Here is a 16347-nt window from a genome sequence, read left to right as displayed (position 1 = left end):
GGGCCCGCCCCGGTGCCCTCAGCCCCGTGCCGAGAACACGAAGGAGAACTCCGCCGGCGCGACGTCCAGCCGGTACGCGGGCAGCACGCCCGGCCCGCACGACCCCGAGCCGATGCCCTGCACCGCGTGGTCCAGGCCCACATGGACCCGGTCACCGGCCACCAGATCCGTCCGGTGCTCCGCCGCGTCCAGCTCCTCGCCCGTCCAGCGCCGCGCCGTGAACGAGAACGGCGCACCGCCCTCCGCGCGCAGCCCGCCCCCGCCCGCATCGGTCAGCTCCACCCAGCGCACCCCCGCCCGCGCCCCGTTCTCCTGCGGCCGGACGTACGGGGTCTGCAACTCGTCCACGCCCCTGGCCCACCGGCCGAGCATCGCGGCCGCGCGGGTGTCCGGATACGCCTCGCCGGGCCCACCGCCGAACCACCGCACCGCGCCGTACGCCGAGGGCAGCGCGAACCGCACGCCGAGCCGGGGCAGCGGCACCCGCCAGTCGCCCTCCGGAGCCACCGACACCGTCAGCCCGAGGCGGTCCCCGGCGGCCGTCCACCGGTACACGGTCCGCAGCCCCACGTCCCGGCCGGCCGGTGCCACCCGGGTGCGCACGGTCAGCGCGTCCGCGCCCGCCTCCACCGCGTCCCGGCGGTGGCGCATCCGGTGCAGCCCCCACTCCCGCCAGAGCCGCCCGTACCTCTCGTCCGGCTGCCACGCGGCCCCGTTGTCGTTGTCGGTGGGCGCCCGCCACACGTCGAGACGCAGCCCTTCCACCGGGACGTCCCCGACACGCAGGAGCGCCCCGGTCACCGCGTCGAAGGTGCCGGGGCCGAGCGAGACCGTCGAGCCGGAGACGCGCGGGCGCGCCCCGGTGGCCGGGGGAGGGGAGGCTGGAGCGCCCGTCTCGGCCTGGCCCCAGGCGACCAGGTGCCCGCGTCCGGCCCAGTCCGTCGCCTCGGCGAGGACCGCCCGCAGCGTCCACAGCCCGTCGCCGGGCGGGGCGGCCGGTGTCACGTCGGCCGAGGCGCCGGGGGCGAGCGGGGGCACGGCGAGGGTGCCCGAGGCGACGAGGACGCCGTCCGCCTCGTGCGACCAGCGGAACTCCAGGTGGTCCAGGCCGGTGAAGTCGTAGCCGTTGGTGACGGTGAACGTGCCCGGCGAGGTGCCCGGGGCGATGCGCACCGGCTCGACGACCTTCTTGTACTCGGCGAGGCCGGGGGACGGGGTGCGGTCCGGGAAGAGCAGCCCGTCGCACACGAAGTTCCCGTCGTGCAGCTCCTCGCCGAAGTCGCCGCCGTACGCGTAGCCCAGCTCCGGATGGGCGAGGCCGTGGTCGATCCACTCCCACACGAAGCCGCCCTGACAGCGCTCGTACCGCTCGAACAGCCGCTGGTACTCGCTCAGCCCGCCCGGACCGTTGCCCATCGCGTGCGCGTACTCGCACAGCACGAACGGCATCGCGCGCCGCCGGGCGTCCAGCTCCGGATCCTTCAGCGGCTCCTCGGCGCGCCGCCCGATGAGCTCCACCTCGGCGTGGGAGGCGTACATCCGCGCGTACAGATCGACGTCCGCGCACGACGGGTCGCCCTCGTAGTGCAGCGGGCGCTCCGGGTCGCGCTGCCGCATCCACCGGGCCATCGCGCCCAGACCGGCGCCCGTACCGCACTCGTTGCCCAGCGACCAGACGACCACCGAGGGGTGGTTCTTGTCCCGCTCGACCATGCGGGCCGCCCGGTCGAGCAGCGCGGGCGTCCAGCGCGGGTCGTCCACCGGGTTGTTCCGCCAGTCCATCTCCGCGAAGCCGTGGGTCTCCAGGTCGCATTCGTCGATCACCCAGAGGCCCAGCTCGTCGCAGAGGTCCAGGAAGGCGGGGTGCGGCGGATAGTGGCTGGTCCGTACGGCGTTGACGTTGTGCCGTTTCATCAGGACCAGATCGCGCCGCATGGTCTCCGCGTCGACCGTCCGGCCCGTCTCCGGGTGGAACTCGTGCCGGTTCACGCCCCGGAACAGCAGCCGCCGGCCGTTGACCCTGAGGACGCCGTCCTCCACGGCGACCGTGCGGAACCCGATGCGCAGCGGGACGCGCTCGCCGGGCGTCACCAGCTCCCCGTCGTACAGCCGGGGCGTCTCGGCGGTCCACGGCTCGACCGGCAGCGTCACCGTCCCGCCCGCCGCGATGTCCAGCCCGAGCCCCGGCACCAGGACCCGGCCCTCCGTGCCCTCGCACTCCACGCGCAAGGTGCCCGAGCCGGTGCGGTGGTCGTAACCGGCGTGCACGAAGAAGTCCTCGGGCGCATCCGCAGGGCGGTGCAGGAGCGTCACGTCCCGGAAGATGCCGGGCAGCCACCACTGGTCCTGGTCCTCCAGATAGCTTCCGGACGACCAGGCGTGCACCCGTACCGCCAGGACGTTGGCCCCTGGCCGCAGCAGCCCGCCCACGGCGAACTCGTGCGGCAGCCGCGAACCCTTGAAGTCGCCCAGCTCCACCCCGTTCAGCCACACCCTGGCGCAGGACTCCACCCCGTCGAACCGCAGCACGCTCCCGCCGCCGTCCGGCCAGTCGCCGGGCAGCCCGAAGGTCCGCAGATGGTCGCCGGTCGGATTCTCCGACGGGACCCTCGGCGGATCGACCGGGAAGGGATAGACGACATTGGTGTACGCGGGTGCCCCGCCCGCCCCCTGGAGCACCCAGTGCCCCGGTACGGCGACCGTCGCCCAGCCCGAGGCGTCGAATTCCGGCCGTACGAACGAGGTGTCCTCGCCGTCCGCGCGCGACGAGAGGCGGAAGGCCCAGCGGCCGTTCAGCGGCAGCCGCCGGGCGTCGGACTCCGCGTACCAGGAACGCGGCGGCAGACAGCCGGTGCCGGGGGACGGATTCTCGTACCAGGTGAGTGAGTCGGTGTCGGTGCGGCTCATGCGTCTCCTCGGTCGACGGGACCCCCGTGATCACGCTAATGAGCGAAGAACCGGTTCACCATGGGGCGTTCGGCGAGATGATCGGGTTCATCCTTCCGAACCCTGACCTTCGCACCCGCGCTTGTGTCACCATGACGCCCCGGAGCCGAGCGCCTGTGGTCAGTGACCATGCGCGGAGGACGAGGGACGGGCTACGAGGGGAGCCGGGGTTTGGCGAGGGGAACCGGTGCCGTGTGCCCCGTGTGCGCGACACCGGACACGGGCGCCCAGGAGTGCGCGGGCTGCTCCTGGCGCATGTGGGACGACCCGGTCCTCGGCGCCCTGACCGACGAGGACACCGAGGCCGCCCGGACCGCCCTGCGCACCGCCCAGCACGCCTGGGACCTACGGGCCGCGACGCTCTCCCAGGGGGACGCGGAGGGCTTACGGCGGCTCACGCCGCTGCTGAGGGCCGGACCGGCGGACCCCGGGGAGCCCGCACCGCCGCCCTTACCCGGAGGCTCCTTACCACCGCACGACTCCGCCCGCTGGCAGCAGATCCTCACCGACCTGGTCGGCGGACGCATCCCCGACGTGGTGTTCGCCGAATTCACGCCCGACCGCCTGCACGTGATCCGCGCCGCCGCCGACCGCAGCGGCATACCCAGCCAGGCCGACGCCGGGAGCACCGACTGGGCCTCGCTCCTGCCCGCACTGGACGGCGACGCCGGACCGCGCCGCTTCCGGCTCGCCGGGGGCGTCGGCAGCGAGGAGGCCCTGGACCGGGCGGAGTTCGACGCGGCGGTCACCCGGTGGCTGCGCACCCACCCCGCGCTCGCCCGGGCCGGCACGCTCGTGGTCCTCGGCCGCCGCAGCGGCTGGGTCCTCCTCGACCGGGCCGCCGCCCTGCTGCGGTCCGTGTACCGGCCGAGCGCCGAGATCGGACCCGGGCCCGGCGAAGCCGCCTCCGGCACGGACACCGCCGACGCGGTGCGCGCGGCGCTGCGCACCGCGCCGCTGGCCGTCGACCACTCGCTGCTCCTCGCCCGCGTGGACCGCCGCACCGGCGAGGTGCACGCCCACACCCAGGTCCTCTTCCCGGCCGGATCGCGGCTCCGGCGCGGCGAGACCGCGACCGCCGAGATCACCGTCTACGGCGGACTCGCCGCCCGCGCCCCGGTGCTGCTGCCCGTCCTCGCCGGCACGCCGGGGGCCGACGGCAGCGGCGCGGTGACCCTCTCCGCGCGGCGGACCGCGCTCGCCGCCTTCGCACCGGCACGCCTCGCGTTCGTCCTGCACGGCCCGGGCGAGGTCACCGCGCACGAGGGCGCCGCCCACGCCGACGGCCGGGGCGAACTCCCCGACATCCCCGCCCTGGTGGGCAGCCTGCCCCGGCGCGTCATCCACCCGCCCGCCCTCGACATGTTCCTCACCATCGAGATGAGCGGCGCCGACCCGGCGGAGACCGCCGAACGGCTCGGCTTCGCCCGGGACGTCATCGCGACCCTGGCCCGCCGCCACGGGCCCGGCCTGCGCGTCGGCGTCGTCGGCCACTACGACCACGCGGTCCACGAGAACCGCTACGGACCCCGCCCCGTGCTCCTGCTGCGCGTCCCGGCCGGGCCCGCCCGGGCCGCCCTCGCCGCGCTGACCGGCTGGCGGCCCGCCCGGCGCGAACAGGACACCGCCTCCTCGCTGGAGGACGCCCTCAGGGAAGTGGGCCGGCTCGTCCGGGCCCGGCCCCGCACCGCCCGCGCCCCGGACACCCGACGCGTCCTGCTCGTCGTCGGCCGCCGCCCGCCCGGACTGCCCGAGCAGCAGCACGAAGTGGTGCCCGCCTGCCCCCTCGGCGCCGACTGGCGCGCCGAACTCGACGGACTGCGCGCCCGGGGGGTCCGGGTCCTGACCCGCGCGGACCCGGACACCGGACCGAAGGGCCCCGTACACCGCTACACCGCGTCCGCGTGGGACGCGCTCGGGGCCGGCGGCTCCTTCCGCCCCGGCTCCGACACGGCGGACGACGTGGCCGACGCCCTCGCCCCTCCCTGGCAGTGGGACGGCCTGCCCTGTCCGCTGGCCCTCGCGACCCCGCTGCTGTGACCGACCGCTCCGGTACGAGGAGAGACACATGACCGATCCGTACTACGACCCCAACGAGCCCCCCGAGGACGCGGTCGGGCGCTCCGAACCGCCGGGTCACACCGCCTCGTCCTCCGACCCCGACGCCACCACGGCCCCCTGGGGGACCCTGCCGCAGCCCGACACCACCGTCGCGTACGGGCAGGGGCAGCCGTCCTTCCCCTCGGTGGACGGCCACCTCGAACCCCTGCCGATCCCGGTCGCCCCCACCGGGGTGGAGAACCCGGCGGCCGACCGCGTCCGCATCGGGCTGTGGGGCGCGCCCCGCTCCGGCAAGACGACCTACCTGGCTTCGATGGCCATCGCGGCGATGCAGCAGCAGCGCCACAGCCGCTCCAACTGGGTCATCGGCGGGATGAACCCCGAGTCCATCGAATTCCTCAACGACGGCGTCACCCAGCTGGCCATCCGCCGCATCTTCCCCGAGGCGACCGTGGGCCTCCAGCCCCTGTCCTGGTCGTTCCAGGGCGACGAGCCGAAGGCCGGGCCGTTCAAGAAGAGCAAGGAGACCGGCTTCATCCTGGAGGTCCAGGACGTCACCGGCGAGGCGTACCGGGGCGACGAGGCCAACGCCCTGCGGCCCAGGGTCCTCGACCAGCTGGCCCGCTCCCAGGGGCTGATCTACCTCTTCGACCCGCTGCTCGACAGCCAGCGGGCGGGGGAGGGGCTCAACTTCCTCTATTCGATGCTCACCGAGCTCAACGCCCGGGTCCGGGACGCCGGGAAGCTCCACCGCAACCGGCTGCCCCACCACGTCTCGGTCTGCATCACCAAGTTCGACGACCCCGAGGTGTTCCGCCCGGCCGTGGAGGCGGGCTGGGTGACGCAGAGCCAGGAGGGCAACCGGCTGCCGCGCGTTCCCGACGACCAGGCGGCCCGCTTCTTCCAGTGGATGTGCGACGACGTGCGCGGCGCCAGCGCCCGCCTGGTGCGCGACGGCCTGTCCAACTTCTTCCACCCGACGCGCATCTCGTACTACGCGACCTCCGCCATCGGCTTCCGCCTCAACCCCCAGAACATCTTCGACTACCGCAACTATCTGAACGTCGAGGTCGTGGACGGCGTCCCCCGCATCTGCACCTCGCCCGTGCCCATCAATGTGCTGGAACCGCTGATCGACCTCGAAAGGCGCATCCGGTCCGGCGGCTCGAAGCTGTGGCAGCGGTGAGCGAGAGCCCGGGCGCGGTGCCGCTGCCCGCCGACTGGGCCGTGCTGGGCAAGCGGCCGGGCCGCTCCATGGGGTACGAGGTGCTGGACGGCAGCCTCCCGGGGGACCGGGCCCAGCGCTATCTGTGGAGCGCCACCACGGGCACCCCGGACGGCCGCGACCCGGACGGCGAACTGCCCTGGCGGGTCTTCCTCTCCACCGCGGACGGCGAGGACCGGCCGGTCTGCGCGGTGGTCGACACCACCTGGGACGGCTCCAAGGACGGCACCGGCACGGCCAGTTACACCTGGCGGCTGCTGCTCACCGAATGGCGGCCGGCCGCCCGGGCCGGGGTGACGTGGACCTCCCTCGACCGGGCCGCCGCCCGCACCGAGACGCTGCCCGGCGCCGAGCCCGTGCTGCACGCCGAACGCACCCCCGCCGCCGAGCTGGCCGACACCATCGACCGGCTGGGCTTCGAGTGGGCCGCCGGGACGGCCGCCCTCCTCCTCGACGGCCGGCACCTCGTCATCACCGCCCCGCGCGGCTCCGCCCTCCCCGGCATCGCCGAGCGCGTCCGGGTCCTCGACGCGATCTGCGCCCTCCTGCCGTACGGCTGCCGCACCTGGCTCAGCGGCGCCACCTGGGCCGGCAAGACCGAGCACGCGCTGCGGCTGGTGTTCGCCGGGTCCGCGCGCAGCGGGCAGCTGGAGATCCCGCTCGCCACCGGCCGGGCCCCGTCCCCCGGCGGCGACACCGCCCGCACCTACCTCGCCGAGCTGTCCCGGGTACGCGCCAAGCGGGAGTCCACCGCCGACGTCGTCGCCCACCTCCTCGCCGCCACCGCACCCGTCCCGCTGCGCGAGGGCGCCGACGCCGTCCGCGTCCTGCGCGAACTGGACCTCCTCGACTCGGTCCTGGACGCCGTCCGGCAGGGCAGGGGCCAGACCGAGGAGGTGGGGCGGCTGCTCGGCCTGCACGCCCTCGACACCCTGGCCGAGCGAGGGCAGCGGGAGCTGGTCTCCTTCCTCGCCCGTACCGCCGTGCGCCCCGACGACGGCGCGGCCTCCGCCCTCCTCGCCCGCCACTGGACCCCGCTGGTCCCGGACCTGCTGGCCGCCGACGTCCTCGCGCAGCCGGCGTCCAAGGAGACCTTCGCGCTGGCCAGGAAGTACCTGAGCCTGACGCACACCCTGGAAGGGGCCGGCCGCCCCGGCGCGTTCGGCCGCCTCTTCACGGCGCTGGCGACCGCCCCCGGCTACGACCCCGTCTGGGCCGGACAGCTCGTCTACATGGTGGAACGGGAGTACGGCTACGCCACCGAGACCACCGACCGGGTCCTGCTGTCCTCACCGGAGGCCGGACTCGCGTGGGTGCGCGGCCTGTTCACCAACCACACCCGCGAACTGCGGCCCCTGGACCGGCTGCTGTCCCTCGCCACCGCACCCGGCGCGGGCCCGCTCCCCGGCTGGCTGCGTTTCGCCGGCGCGCTCACCGGCCACCCCACGGCCGCCGGCGCCACCGAGGCCGACGCCGCCGCGTTTGTCGGGGACAACGAGGAAGCCTGGCGCATCGCCCTGGAGACCGCCCGCGACCACGGGAAGCCGGGCGTCATCGGCCCGCTGTGGCCCGTCCTGCGAGGCGTCCTGCGGGCCGACCGGCAGGCCGAACTCCTCCCGCTCCTCGACGACCTGGCCCGCCCCGGAGCCCCCGGGCTGCCACCGGGCACCGCCGCCGACGCGGACCTGCTGTGGCTCACCGGCCGGGCGGCGGACCCCGGCTTCCGCCCGGCGGCCCCGCTGCCCCGGCTGCGCGGGATCACCGACGGGGCCCCCGCCCTCGACCGGTACGCCGACGCGCTCGTGGCCCGCACCGAGCGCGACCCGGCCCTGCGCGACGACGCGATCGCCGCCCTCCTCGGGGACCGGCCGGACCCCGTGCACGGCTGGCCGGTCCTCACCCGGTGGATGAAGAAGCGGCCCAGCATCGAGACCACCGTGGGCGAGGGCCTGGCCCAGCGGCTCATGGCGGCGGACTACGCCCACTGGCTCGACCTCGACCTCCCCACCGACCTGGTCGAGGGCCTGGAACGCACCGGGCTCGGCTGGCTGCGCGCGGTCCGGGGGCTGCGGCAGGCCGTCACCGCCCGCGCGGAGCCGGCCGAGCTGGCCAGGATCATCATCAGCGGCTGCCCGCACCGCTCGGTCACCGGCCGCCTGCTGGACGAGATCGCCGCCCTGATCAGCGACTGCGGTTCCGCCTTCGGCTACGCGCTCACCACGGAACTGGACCGGCAGCAGCCCGGCATCGGCCTCGCCCTGTACCAGGCACTGGGCCGCGACGCCCGGTACGGCGAACTGTGCGCCCGGCTCGTCCGCTACAGCAACCACGAGGAGGTCCGCCACCGCCGGATCATCGGCGCCCTCAGCGCCCCCGCGCACCCCGCCCCGCCCCCCGGCCCGTACCAGAACCGCTCCTTCCCGCCCGCCGCCCCGCCGTTCACCTCGCAGGAGCAACCCCCGGCCCCCGACGGTCCCCGGAGCGCCCCGCCGCCCCGGACGCCCGACGGCCGGCCCGCCTACCCGCCCGCCTCCTCGTACCAGGAGGAGCGCTCATCCCGGTGGGGGTTCCGGTTCAAGAAACGGGGGGACGGATGACGGCACTTGCGATCGACGCCGGATCGCGGTACGCGCGCCTCGCCCGCGTCGGACCCGGCGGCGACCCCGAACCGGTCGACCTGCCGGGCGCGGTGCCCGGCGAGGGCCTGCCCGTGCCCGAGGCGGCGCGCGGCGACCGGGCCGCCGCCCTGCGCGCCGCGTACGACGCCTACCTCCGGCACCACGACGCCCCGGCCCGGCTGCTCGTCGTCGTCCCGCAGCACGACCGGGCCGGCCACGCGCGGCGCGCCGCCGACGCCCTCACCGCCCCGCCCGCCCGGGGACCGGCGGGACCGGCCCCCGACGTGCGCACCCTCGCCACCCCGCACGCGGTGCTCGCCCTGCTCCGGCACACCGGCGCCCCCGCACCCGGCCGGTACGCGGTGTGCGATCTCGGCGCGGCGGCCGCCGAGGTGTCCGTGTGCGTCGTGACATCCGGGGCGGTGGCCGTCGCCGCCGTCTCCCGGCACGCCCCCGACGACGGCTACGGCGCCGGCTTCGACACGGCCCTCCTCACCCGGTCCGGGCTCACCCCCGACGACGACAACCGCCGCGCCCTGGCCGCCGTCCGGGCCGAGCCGGGCGCCGGGCACCGCCTCGCCCTCGTCCTCGACCGGGCGGCCCGCGATGCCGCGCGCTTCGAGACCACCGCCGTCCACCACGTCGCGGGCCGCCCCGTCACCGCCGCCACGGTCCGCGCCGCGCTGCCGCTGCTCACCGACGGCCTCGACCGGGCGCTGGCCGAGGCGCTGGGCGGACCCGGCCGGACCGCCCCGCTCGCCCTGGCCGGCGGCGTCGCCCGCTTCGGCCCCCTCCGCCCGCACCTGGACGCCGCCGGCCTGCCCCTCACCGCGCTCCCCGACGGCACCGATCCGGCCCACGCGGCGGTCCTCGGCGCCGCGCTCGTCGCCGCCGGCCGGGTCGACCCGGCCGACCGCTACCCGTACGAACTGTGGATCGGCGCCCACCGCACCGAGGCCGGCCGGCCCGCCGACCGGGAGCTGCTGATCAGCGCCGCCGGGACGCTGGAACCGGGCGGACCACCCGTCTACGCCGAGACCGACGGGCGCCGCGTCGGCGTCCGCACCGCGCCGGGGCGCCCGGTGCGGGTGCGGGTGAGCGACCCCGCGAGCGGCGCCGGCGCCCCCCTCGGCACCCTCACGCTGCCCGGCGGCGGTGAGACGGACCGCTTCCACGTGGGCGTCCGGCTCGCCGTCGACGGGACCGCCGCCCTGGTCCTGCACCCCCTCGGCGCCGGACCGCCCGGAGCGTTCCCGCTGGGCACCCTCCCGGCCGACATCGGCACCGACTCCAAGGAAGTGGGCCCGTGAACCACACCGCCCCCGCGCGGTCGCTCCGGCGCCGCGCCGCGCTGCTCACCGCCGCGCTCCTCGCCGCACTCCCGGCCGCCCCCGCCGAGGCCGCGCCCGCCGCCCCGGACCCCACCCGCGCCGAGATATACCGGATGCTCGAACTGGAGCGGGAACCGGCCGACTACGCGATCCTCGTGGACACCTCCGGCTCCATGACGCGGGAGGGCCGGTACGACACCGTCCGCGCGACGCTGCGCCCCTTCCTGGACGGGCTCACCCCCGAGGACCACGTCGCGCTGTTCACGTTCGACTCCCGCACCGAGGCGCGGTACGTGGGCCCGGCCGGCGACACCTCGAAGATCATCGCCGCGCTCCCGGGCTCGCCCACCAAGGGCGGCGACACCGACATCGGCGCCGCCCTGGACGCCGCCCTGAAGGAGGTGGCACGCGACGACGCCTCCCCGGTGGCCTCGGTCGTCCTGCTCACCGACGGCGAGCACCGCCCCGCCGCCCACTCCCGCTACCCGAAGGCGTCCGGCCCCGCCTGGGACGCCCTCGCGAAGCGGGCCGATGCGGTCGACGGCCGGACCGAACTCGCCGGTTACGCCATCCCGCTCGGCGGCGGCGCGACCGGCGCCGGCCTCCTCGCGAACGTCGTCCCCGACACCACCGTCCTGCGCCCGAACGGCATCCAGGACCTCGGCGCCTACCTCGCCAGGGCCGGCGACCGCACCCGGGCCCGCAAGGCCGCACGGCTCCTCGCCCCCGACACCGGCAAGGGCGTCACCGCCACCTGGCAGGACGGCGACGCCCTCGACCTCGGCGACGGCTCCGCCACCAAGAAGCTCACCCTGCGCTCGGCCACCGCCCACGTGCCCCTGACCGTCACCGGGCTGCGCGCCTCCGTCACCGGGCCGGACCTGACCGTCGAAGGACTGCCCGCCCGGCTCGCCCTGGAACCGGGCGAGTCGAAGACGTACACCCTCCGGCTGCGCGGCCGGCTCTCCGCGGGCGCCCTGCCCTACCGTCACACCGAGAACGCCCGCGCCACCTTCCACCTGGCAGGCAGGGTCACCTCCCCCTGGCAGCGGCCCCTCGCCCCCGACATCCGGCTCACGACCCCGGCCGCGATCCGCGTCCAGCAGACCGGGCTGCCGCTGCGGGCCGACGTGGGCTCCGCCGTGCTCCTGCCCGCCCTGGCCGCCGGGCTCGTCCTCCTCGTCCTCGCCGGATGGCTCCTCTGGCGGCGGATCAACCGGCCGCCGCTGCGGGGCGTGCTCCTGCTCGCCACCCCCTTCGGCGGGCCGCTGCCCGAACGCATCGAGCTGCGCGGCCGCCGGATGGCGCTGCGCCCCGCGTCGGCGGGCGGCCGGGGCACCGTCCACGGCAGGCGCAGGTCCACCCGCGAGGGCCCCCGCACCGATCTGCGCATCCGGTTCTCGCCGGACGGCACCGCCGCCCGCGAGAGCGGCGCGGTCTGCGCACCCGGCGCCGAAGTCGTCGTCAGCGGCGTCTCCTTCACCTACCTGGACGCGCCCGGCCACGCCCCCGCCCCCGGATGGCCCGGATGACAGGCACCGGCCTCAACGTGGCCGCCACCCGCGTCGGCACCGAAGCGCTCGGGCCCGGCGTGCGGTCCGCGCTCTGGGTGCAGGGCTGCCCCTTCAGCTGCGCCGGCTGCATGGCCCCCGACTGGATCCCCTTCCGGCCCGCCCGGCAGGCCGGACCGGCGGAGCTGGCCCGGGAGCTGCTGGCCGACGAGCGGGTCACCGGGCTGACCTTCTCCGGGGGCGAGCCGATGGCCCAGGCGACCGGCCTCGCCGAAGTGGCCCGGCTCGCCCGGGCGATCCGCGACGTGACGGTGATCTGCTTCACCGGGCACCGGCTCGAACGGCTCCGCGCCCGGCCGCCGGGACCCGGCGTCGCCGCGCTCCTGGCCGAGGTGGACGTCCTGGTCGACGGCGTGTACGTGGCCGCGCTGGACGACGGACGCGGTCTGCGCGGCAGCACCAACCAGCGCGTCCACCACCTCACCGGACGCCTCGCGGACACCGGCTACGACTTCGAGCACCGCGCCCGGTCCGCCGAGATCGCCGTCAACGGCCCGGAGGCCCTGCTCATCGGCGTACCGCCGCCCGGCCTGCTCGACGCCTTCGACCTCGCGGTCGACGCGGTCCGCACCCGTACCACGACCCCCGTGAGAGGACAGGAACACGATGAGCGGTAGGAAACGCATCCAGGTCGACGAGTCCGAGTGGTACCGCATCCAGCGCAAGGCCCAGCAGCTCAAGGAGGTCCAGCGCAACATCCCCGACCTCATCGAGGAGGTCCGCCGCCGGACCGGCGAGGACCTGGACCGGGTCTTCTCACGCGTCGAGGAGCGCCGGCAGCGGCACGAAGCGGTGGTCCAGGGCCTCAGCGAGCAGACCCGCCGACTGGAGGCCGACACCGCGCGCCGGCTCCGCGACCAGGCCGCCGAGGTGCGCGGGGCGCTCGCCGCGTCCGCCGGGCAGATCCGCGAGGAGACCCGGCGGCGCCTCGCCGAACAGCAGGAAGCGACCCGGCGGGCCATCGCCGAGGAACGCGCCGAACGCCACGCCGAGACCGCCCGGCTCGCCCGGGAGATCGGCGAACTCACCGAGGACCGCGCCCAAGCGGCCCGTACGGTACGCACCTGGCTGGCCGACGCCCGCGCCCTGGCCGCCGACCTCACCGAGGCCCGCCTCCACGAGCGCTACGCACCGGGCGAACTGGACCGCCTCACCGGCCGGCTCGCCACCGCCGAACAGAACGCCGCAGAGGGCAGGTTCGACGCCGCCCTCGCGCTCGTCCAGGAGACCTGCCACTCCCTCAGCGAACTGCGCACCGACACCGAACAGCGCGAACTGGAGCGCTGCACCGCCCAGATGGCGGCCATCGACGCACTGGCCACCGTGACCGGCGCGATCGACGGCAGTCGCGAACAGCCCGTCACCGGCCCCGACGGCACCGTTCTGCCCGACTACACCGTGGACGTCGCCTACTGGTCCGAAGGCGACTGGGACCGGCTGCGCACCGAGGCCGCCGAGACCCTGGCCCGCGCCCGCGACGACGCCACGGGCACCGACGAACTCCTCGGCCTGCGCGACCGCGAGGCGCCCCGCCTGGAGGAGGAGCTCGGCGACACCGTGGGACGCGCGACGATGCGCCACCTCGCCTCGCAGCTCCGGGTGAACCTGGCCGACACCGTCGCCCACAGCCTGAGCAGGCTCGCCTACTACGACTTCGTGGACGGAGAGTACGAGAACGCCGATCCCCGGGGCTCGTACTACGCCAAGCTGCGCCACGAGAACGGCAACGAGATCGTCCTGGACATCTCACAGGCCGCCCCCGACTCCGGCGAACAGGTCGTCCGGGTCCTCTCCTACGACTACGACACCACCTCCGAGGACCAGCTCCGCGACCGGGCCGAGGCGGTCCGCCGGGCCCTCGCCGAGGACGGCCGGGCCGTCCCGGCCGCCCCCGAGGCCGAACCCGGCACCCCCGACCGCGGCTTCCTGGACATCGAGGCCCACCGGCAGCGCGGGGAGCAGGCCCGGCGGAGGGAGACGGGGAGCGGCGGATGACCCGGTTGCACAAGCCGTCCCGCCCCGCTGCCGCGCCGGTCGTCGAACGCCTCGATCCGGCGGCGCTGCGCGGCGGCGAACCGTTCACCATCCTCTACGGCCCGGGCGCCGGCGACGTCTTCGTGGACACCGCCTACCAGGTGTGCCGGCTGGAGGAGGCGCTGTGGCGGCTGCTGCGTGCCGAGGGCTACGAGCGCATCGTCTTCAGCTCCACCGACCACCCCGTCTACTTCCGGGACACCGCATCCCGCGACCTGTCCCGCCCGGCCGGCCGCACACCCGGCCCCCGCACGGGCGGCGGCTCCGGGCTCCCCGTCATGCGTACGCCGGGCATGCGGGGGCCGATGGGCAATCTCCGGGTGACTGGCGGCGCGCCGGTCCCCGCGCCCCGCGAGGACAGCGCGCCGCTGCCGGCCCCCGGACCCGCGCCCGGGGTCAGCGACCCCTTCGCCGTGATGACCCTGAAGGGCTACCTGACGCAGCGCCGGCACCGTACGGCCGTCGTCTTCTCGCACGCCGAGGGCACCCTGCTCCACTACCGCGCCCAGCGCGAACTGGCCGGGGCCATGGACGGCTGGGCCGACGACCACGGCAACGGAAACCTGTGGCTGATGGTCCTCCGCCGGTCCGGCCTGGACGAGGTCGCGCGGTTCGTGGAGTCCTGCCACGCCTACCCGGCCCTGGAGGCCCTGGTCCGCCAGCAGGCCGCCGCCCCCGGCCGCCCCGGCACCGCCAGGATCGGCCACCCGCCCGCCGCCGAGGTGGAACGGCTCATCCACGCCGTACGGCTGCGCACCGGGCTCCGCGTGGGGGACTGGCGGGAACTGGACACCGTCGTCAAGGCGATGGGCAGCCACCCCCGCACGGCGCGCGCCTGGCAGGCGTGGCTGGAACAGCTGGCCGGCACCCCGGGCGCCGTCCTCGGCCCCGCCGCGGTACGCGACTCCTTCCCCGGGACCGCCACGGGCGACCCCCGCAGCCCCTGGGAGCGGCTGGCGGACATGCCGGGGCTCGACGTGGTGCGCGACCGCTTCGAGCAACTGCGCGCCGAGGTCGAGACGGCGGAGGCGCTGCACGAGGGCGGCCGGGCCGGCGTCTTCGAACCGCCCTCCCTGCACCTGGTGTTCACCGGGAACCCGGGTACCGGCAAGACCACCGTGGCCCGGCTCGTCGGCGAGATCTACCGCGACCTCGGGCTCCTGGAGCGTGGCCATGTGGTCGAGGCGAAGATGAGCGACCTGGTGGCCGGATACGTCGGCCAGACGGCCGGGCTCGTCGACGCGGCGGTCGACAGAGCCCTGGACGGTGTCCTGTTCATCGACGAGGCGTACGGACTGAGCGACCAGCGCGACGGGTTCGGCCAGGAGGCCATCCAGACCCTCCTCGCCCGCATGGAGAACGACCGGGGCCGGCTCGTCGTGATCGTCGCCGGATACCCGGACAAGATGACCGAGTTCCTGACGGCCAACTCCGGCCTGATGAGCCGGATCGCCGAGGACAACATCCTGCGCTTCCCCGACTACCCGCCGCCCGCCCTGCACGCCATCGCCCTCGGCCGGCTCCGCGAGCGAGGGGCCCGGCCCGCCCCCGAGACGGAGTCCCAGCTCCTGCGGGTCGTCAGCGAGATGCACCGCACCCGCGACGAGTCCTTCGGCAACGCCCGCGACATGCGCACCCTCGCCGACGCCGTCTTCACCCGCTGGTCCCACCGGGTACGCCGCCGGGTGGACGAACCCGTCGTCCCCGACGACCTGCCCGAGCGCTACCGCGACTACCTGGAACGCCCCGCGCCCGACCCCGCGCGGCTCCTCGCCGGACTGGACTCGTACGTGGGGCTGGGCCCGGTCCGCGAGGTCCTGACCGGCCTCGCCAACCGGCAGCGCCTGCGCCAGGCCCACGGCACCGGCGAGCTGACACCCCCGCACCTGGTGTTCACCGGGCCGCCCGGGACCGGGAAGACCTCCGTCGCCCGGCTCGTCGGCACCCTCTTCCGCGACCTGGGCCTGCTGCGCAAGGGACACGTGGTGCAGGCCGGCCGGGCGACCCTGGTCGGCGCCTACCTCGGCGAGACCGCCCGGCTGGTCCGCCAGGCCGTGCAGGACGCCCTGGACGGGGTGCTGTTCATCGACGAGGCGTACAGCCTGGCCCACGACGTGCGCGGCGGCTACGGGCAGGAGGCGATCGACACCCTGGTCCTGGAGATGGAGCAGTGGCGGGGCCGTCTGTCCGTGATCGTCGCCGGCTACCCCCGCGAGATGGACGCCTTCCTCAACGCCAACTCCGGCCTGCCGTCCCGCTTCACCGAGCGCGTCCCCTTCCCGCACTACGGCCCCGATGACCTCCTGGAGATCCTGCGCCGGATGGCCGGGACCCAGGGCTACACCCTGCATCCCGAGGTGCCCCGCCACGCGGGGGAGTGGCTGGCCGCGACCCGCCGCGCCGATCCGGCGGGCTTCGGCAACGCCCGCACCGTCCGCAAACTCCTGGAACTCATGGAATCCCGCCTGGCCGCCCGCTTCGCCCGGGCCGGCGAGGGCTCCGAGCCCGGCACCTTCACCCGGTTCCTGCCGGAGGACGTACCGGCTCCGCCGTACTGAACC

9 protein-coding genes are annotated in these 16347 nt (G+C 75.8%); 8 read left to right on the top strand and 1 reads right to left on the bottom strand.

What is annotated here, in order from left to right; all coding sequences use genetic code 11:
• Positions 1–18: 18 nt before the first annotated feature.
• The gene (locus ABZ565_RS24190) at positions 19–2907 is read right to left on the bottom strand and encodes a glycoside hydrolase family 2 TIM barrel-domain containing protein (protein ID WP_361030535.1); all 2889 of its coding nucleotides are present in this window, start codon (positions 2905–2907) and stop codon (positions 19–21) included.
• A gap of 240 nt (positions 2908–3147) precedes the next feature.
• Between ABZ565_RS24190 and ABZ565_RS24185 the strand changes: the two genes are divergently transcribed.
• Genes ABZ565_RS24185 through ABZ565_RS24150 form a run of 8 tightly spaced genes read left to right on the top strand, consistent with a single transcriptional unit; the run spans position 3148 to position 16344 of the window.
• On the top strand, positions 3148–4986 hold the full coding sequence (locus ABZ565_RS24185; RefSeq protein WP_361030532.1) for a hypothetical protein: 1839 nt from the start codon (positions 3148–3150) through the stop codon (positions 4984–4986).
• A gap of 28 nt (positions 4987–5014) precedes the next feature.
• Positions 5015–6193, top strand: coding sequence for a hypothetical protein (locus ABZ565_RS24180; protein WP_361030529.1), 1179 nt, complete (start codon positions 5015–5017; stop codon positions 6191–6193).
• Positions 6190–8829 (top strand): hypothetical protein, encoded by a 2640-nt coding sequence (locus ABZ565_RS24175; RefSeq protein WP_361030527.1) that lies wholly within the window; start codon positions 6190–6192, stop codon positions 8827–8829. The genes ABZ565_RS24180 and ABZ565_RS24175 overlap by 4 nt, the downstream gene beginning before the upstream one ends.
• Positions 8826–10160, top strand: a complete 1335-nt coding sequence (locus tag ABZ565_RS24170) for a hypothetical protein (RefSeq protein WP_361030524.1) — start codon at positions 8826–8828, stop codon at positions 10158–10160. Before ABZ565_RS24175 ends, ABZ565_RS24170 begins: the two co-directional genes overlap by 4 nt.
• Positions 10157–11713: a vWA domain-containing protein gene (locus ABZ565_RS24165; RefSeq protein WP_361030521.1), complete on the top strand. Its 1557-nt coding sequence runs from the start codon at positions 10157–10159 to the stop codon at positions 11711–11713. The genes ABZ565_RS24170 and ABZ565_RS24165 overlap by 4 nt, the downstream gene beginning before the upstream one ends.
• A complete protein-coding gene (locus ABZ565_RS24160) occupies positions 11710–12369 on the top strand; it encodes a 4Fe-4S single cluster domain-containing protein (RefSeq protein ID WP_361030518.1) in 660 nt (219 codons plus the stop codon). Before ABZ565_RS24165 ends, ABZ565_RS24160 begins: the two co-directional genes overlap by 4 nt.
• Positions 12359–13747, top strand: coding sequence for a hypothetical protein (locus ABZ565_RS24155; RefSeq protein ID WP_361030515.1), 1389 nt, complete (start codon positions 12359–12361; stop codon positions 13745–13747). The genes ABZ565_RS24160 and ABZ565_RS24155 overlap by 11 nt, the downstream gene beginning before the upstream one ends.
• Positions 13744–16344, top strand: coding sequence for an AAA family ATPase (locus ABZ565_RS24150; protein ID WP_361030512.1), 2601 nt, complete (start codon positions 13744–13746; stop codon positions 16342–16344). Before ABZ565_RS24155 ends, ABZ565_RS24150 begins: the two co-directional genes overlap by 4 nt.
• Positions 16345–16347 lie beyond the last annotated feature (3 nt).

The organism is Streptomyces sp. NPDC016469 (genome assembly GCF_040632905.1).
In the GTDB taxonomy this organism is placed as follows: Bacteria; Actinomycetota; Actinomycetes; order Streptomycetales; family Streptomycetaceae; genus Streptomyces.
Note: the sequence above shows the minus strand (reverse complement) of the source record. Positions and strands in the feature narration are given on the sequence as shown.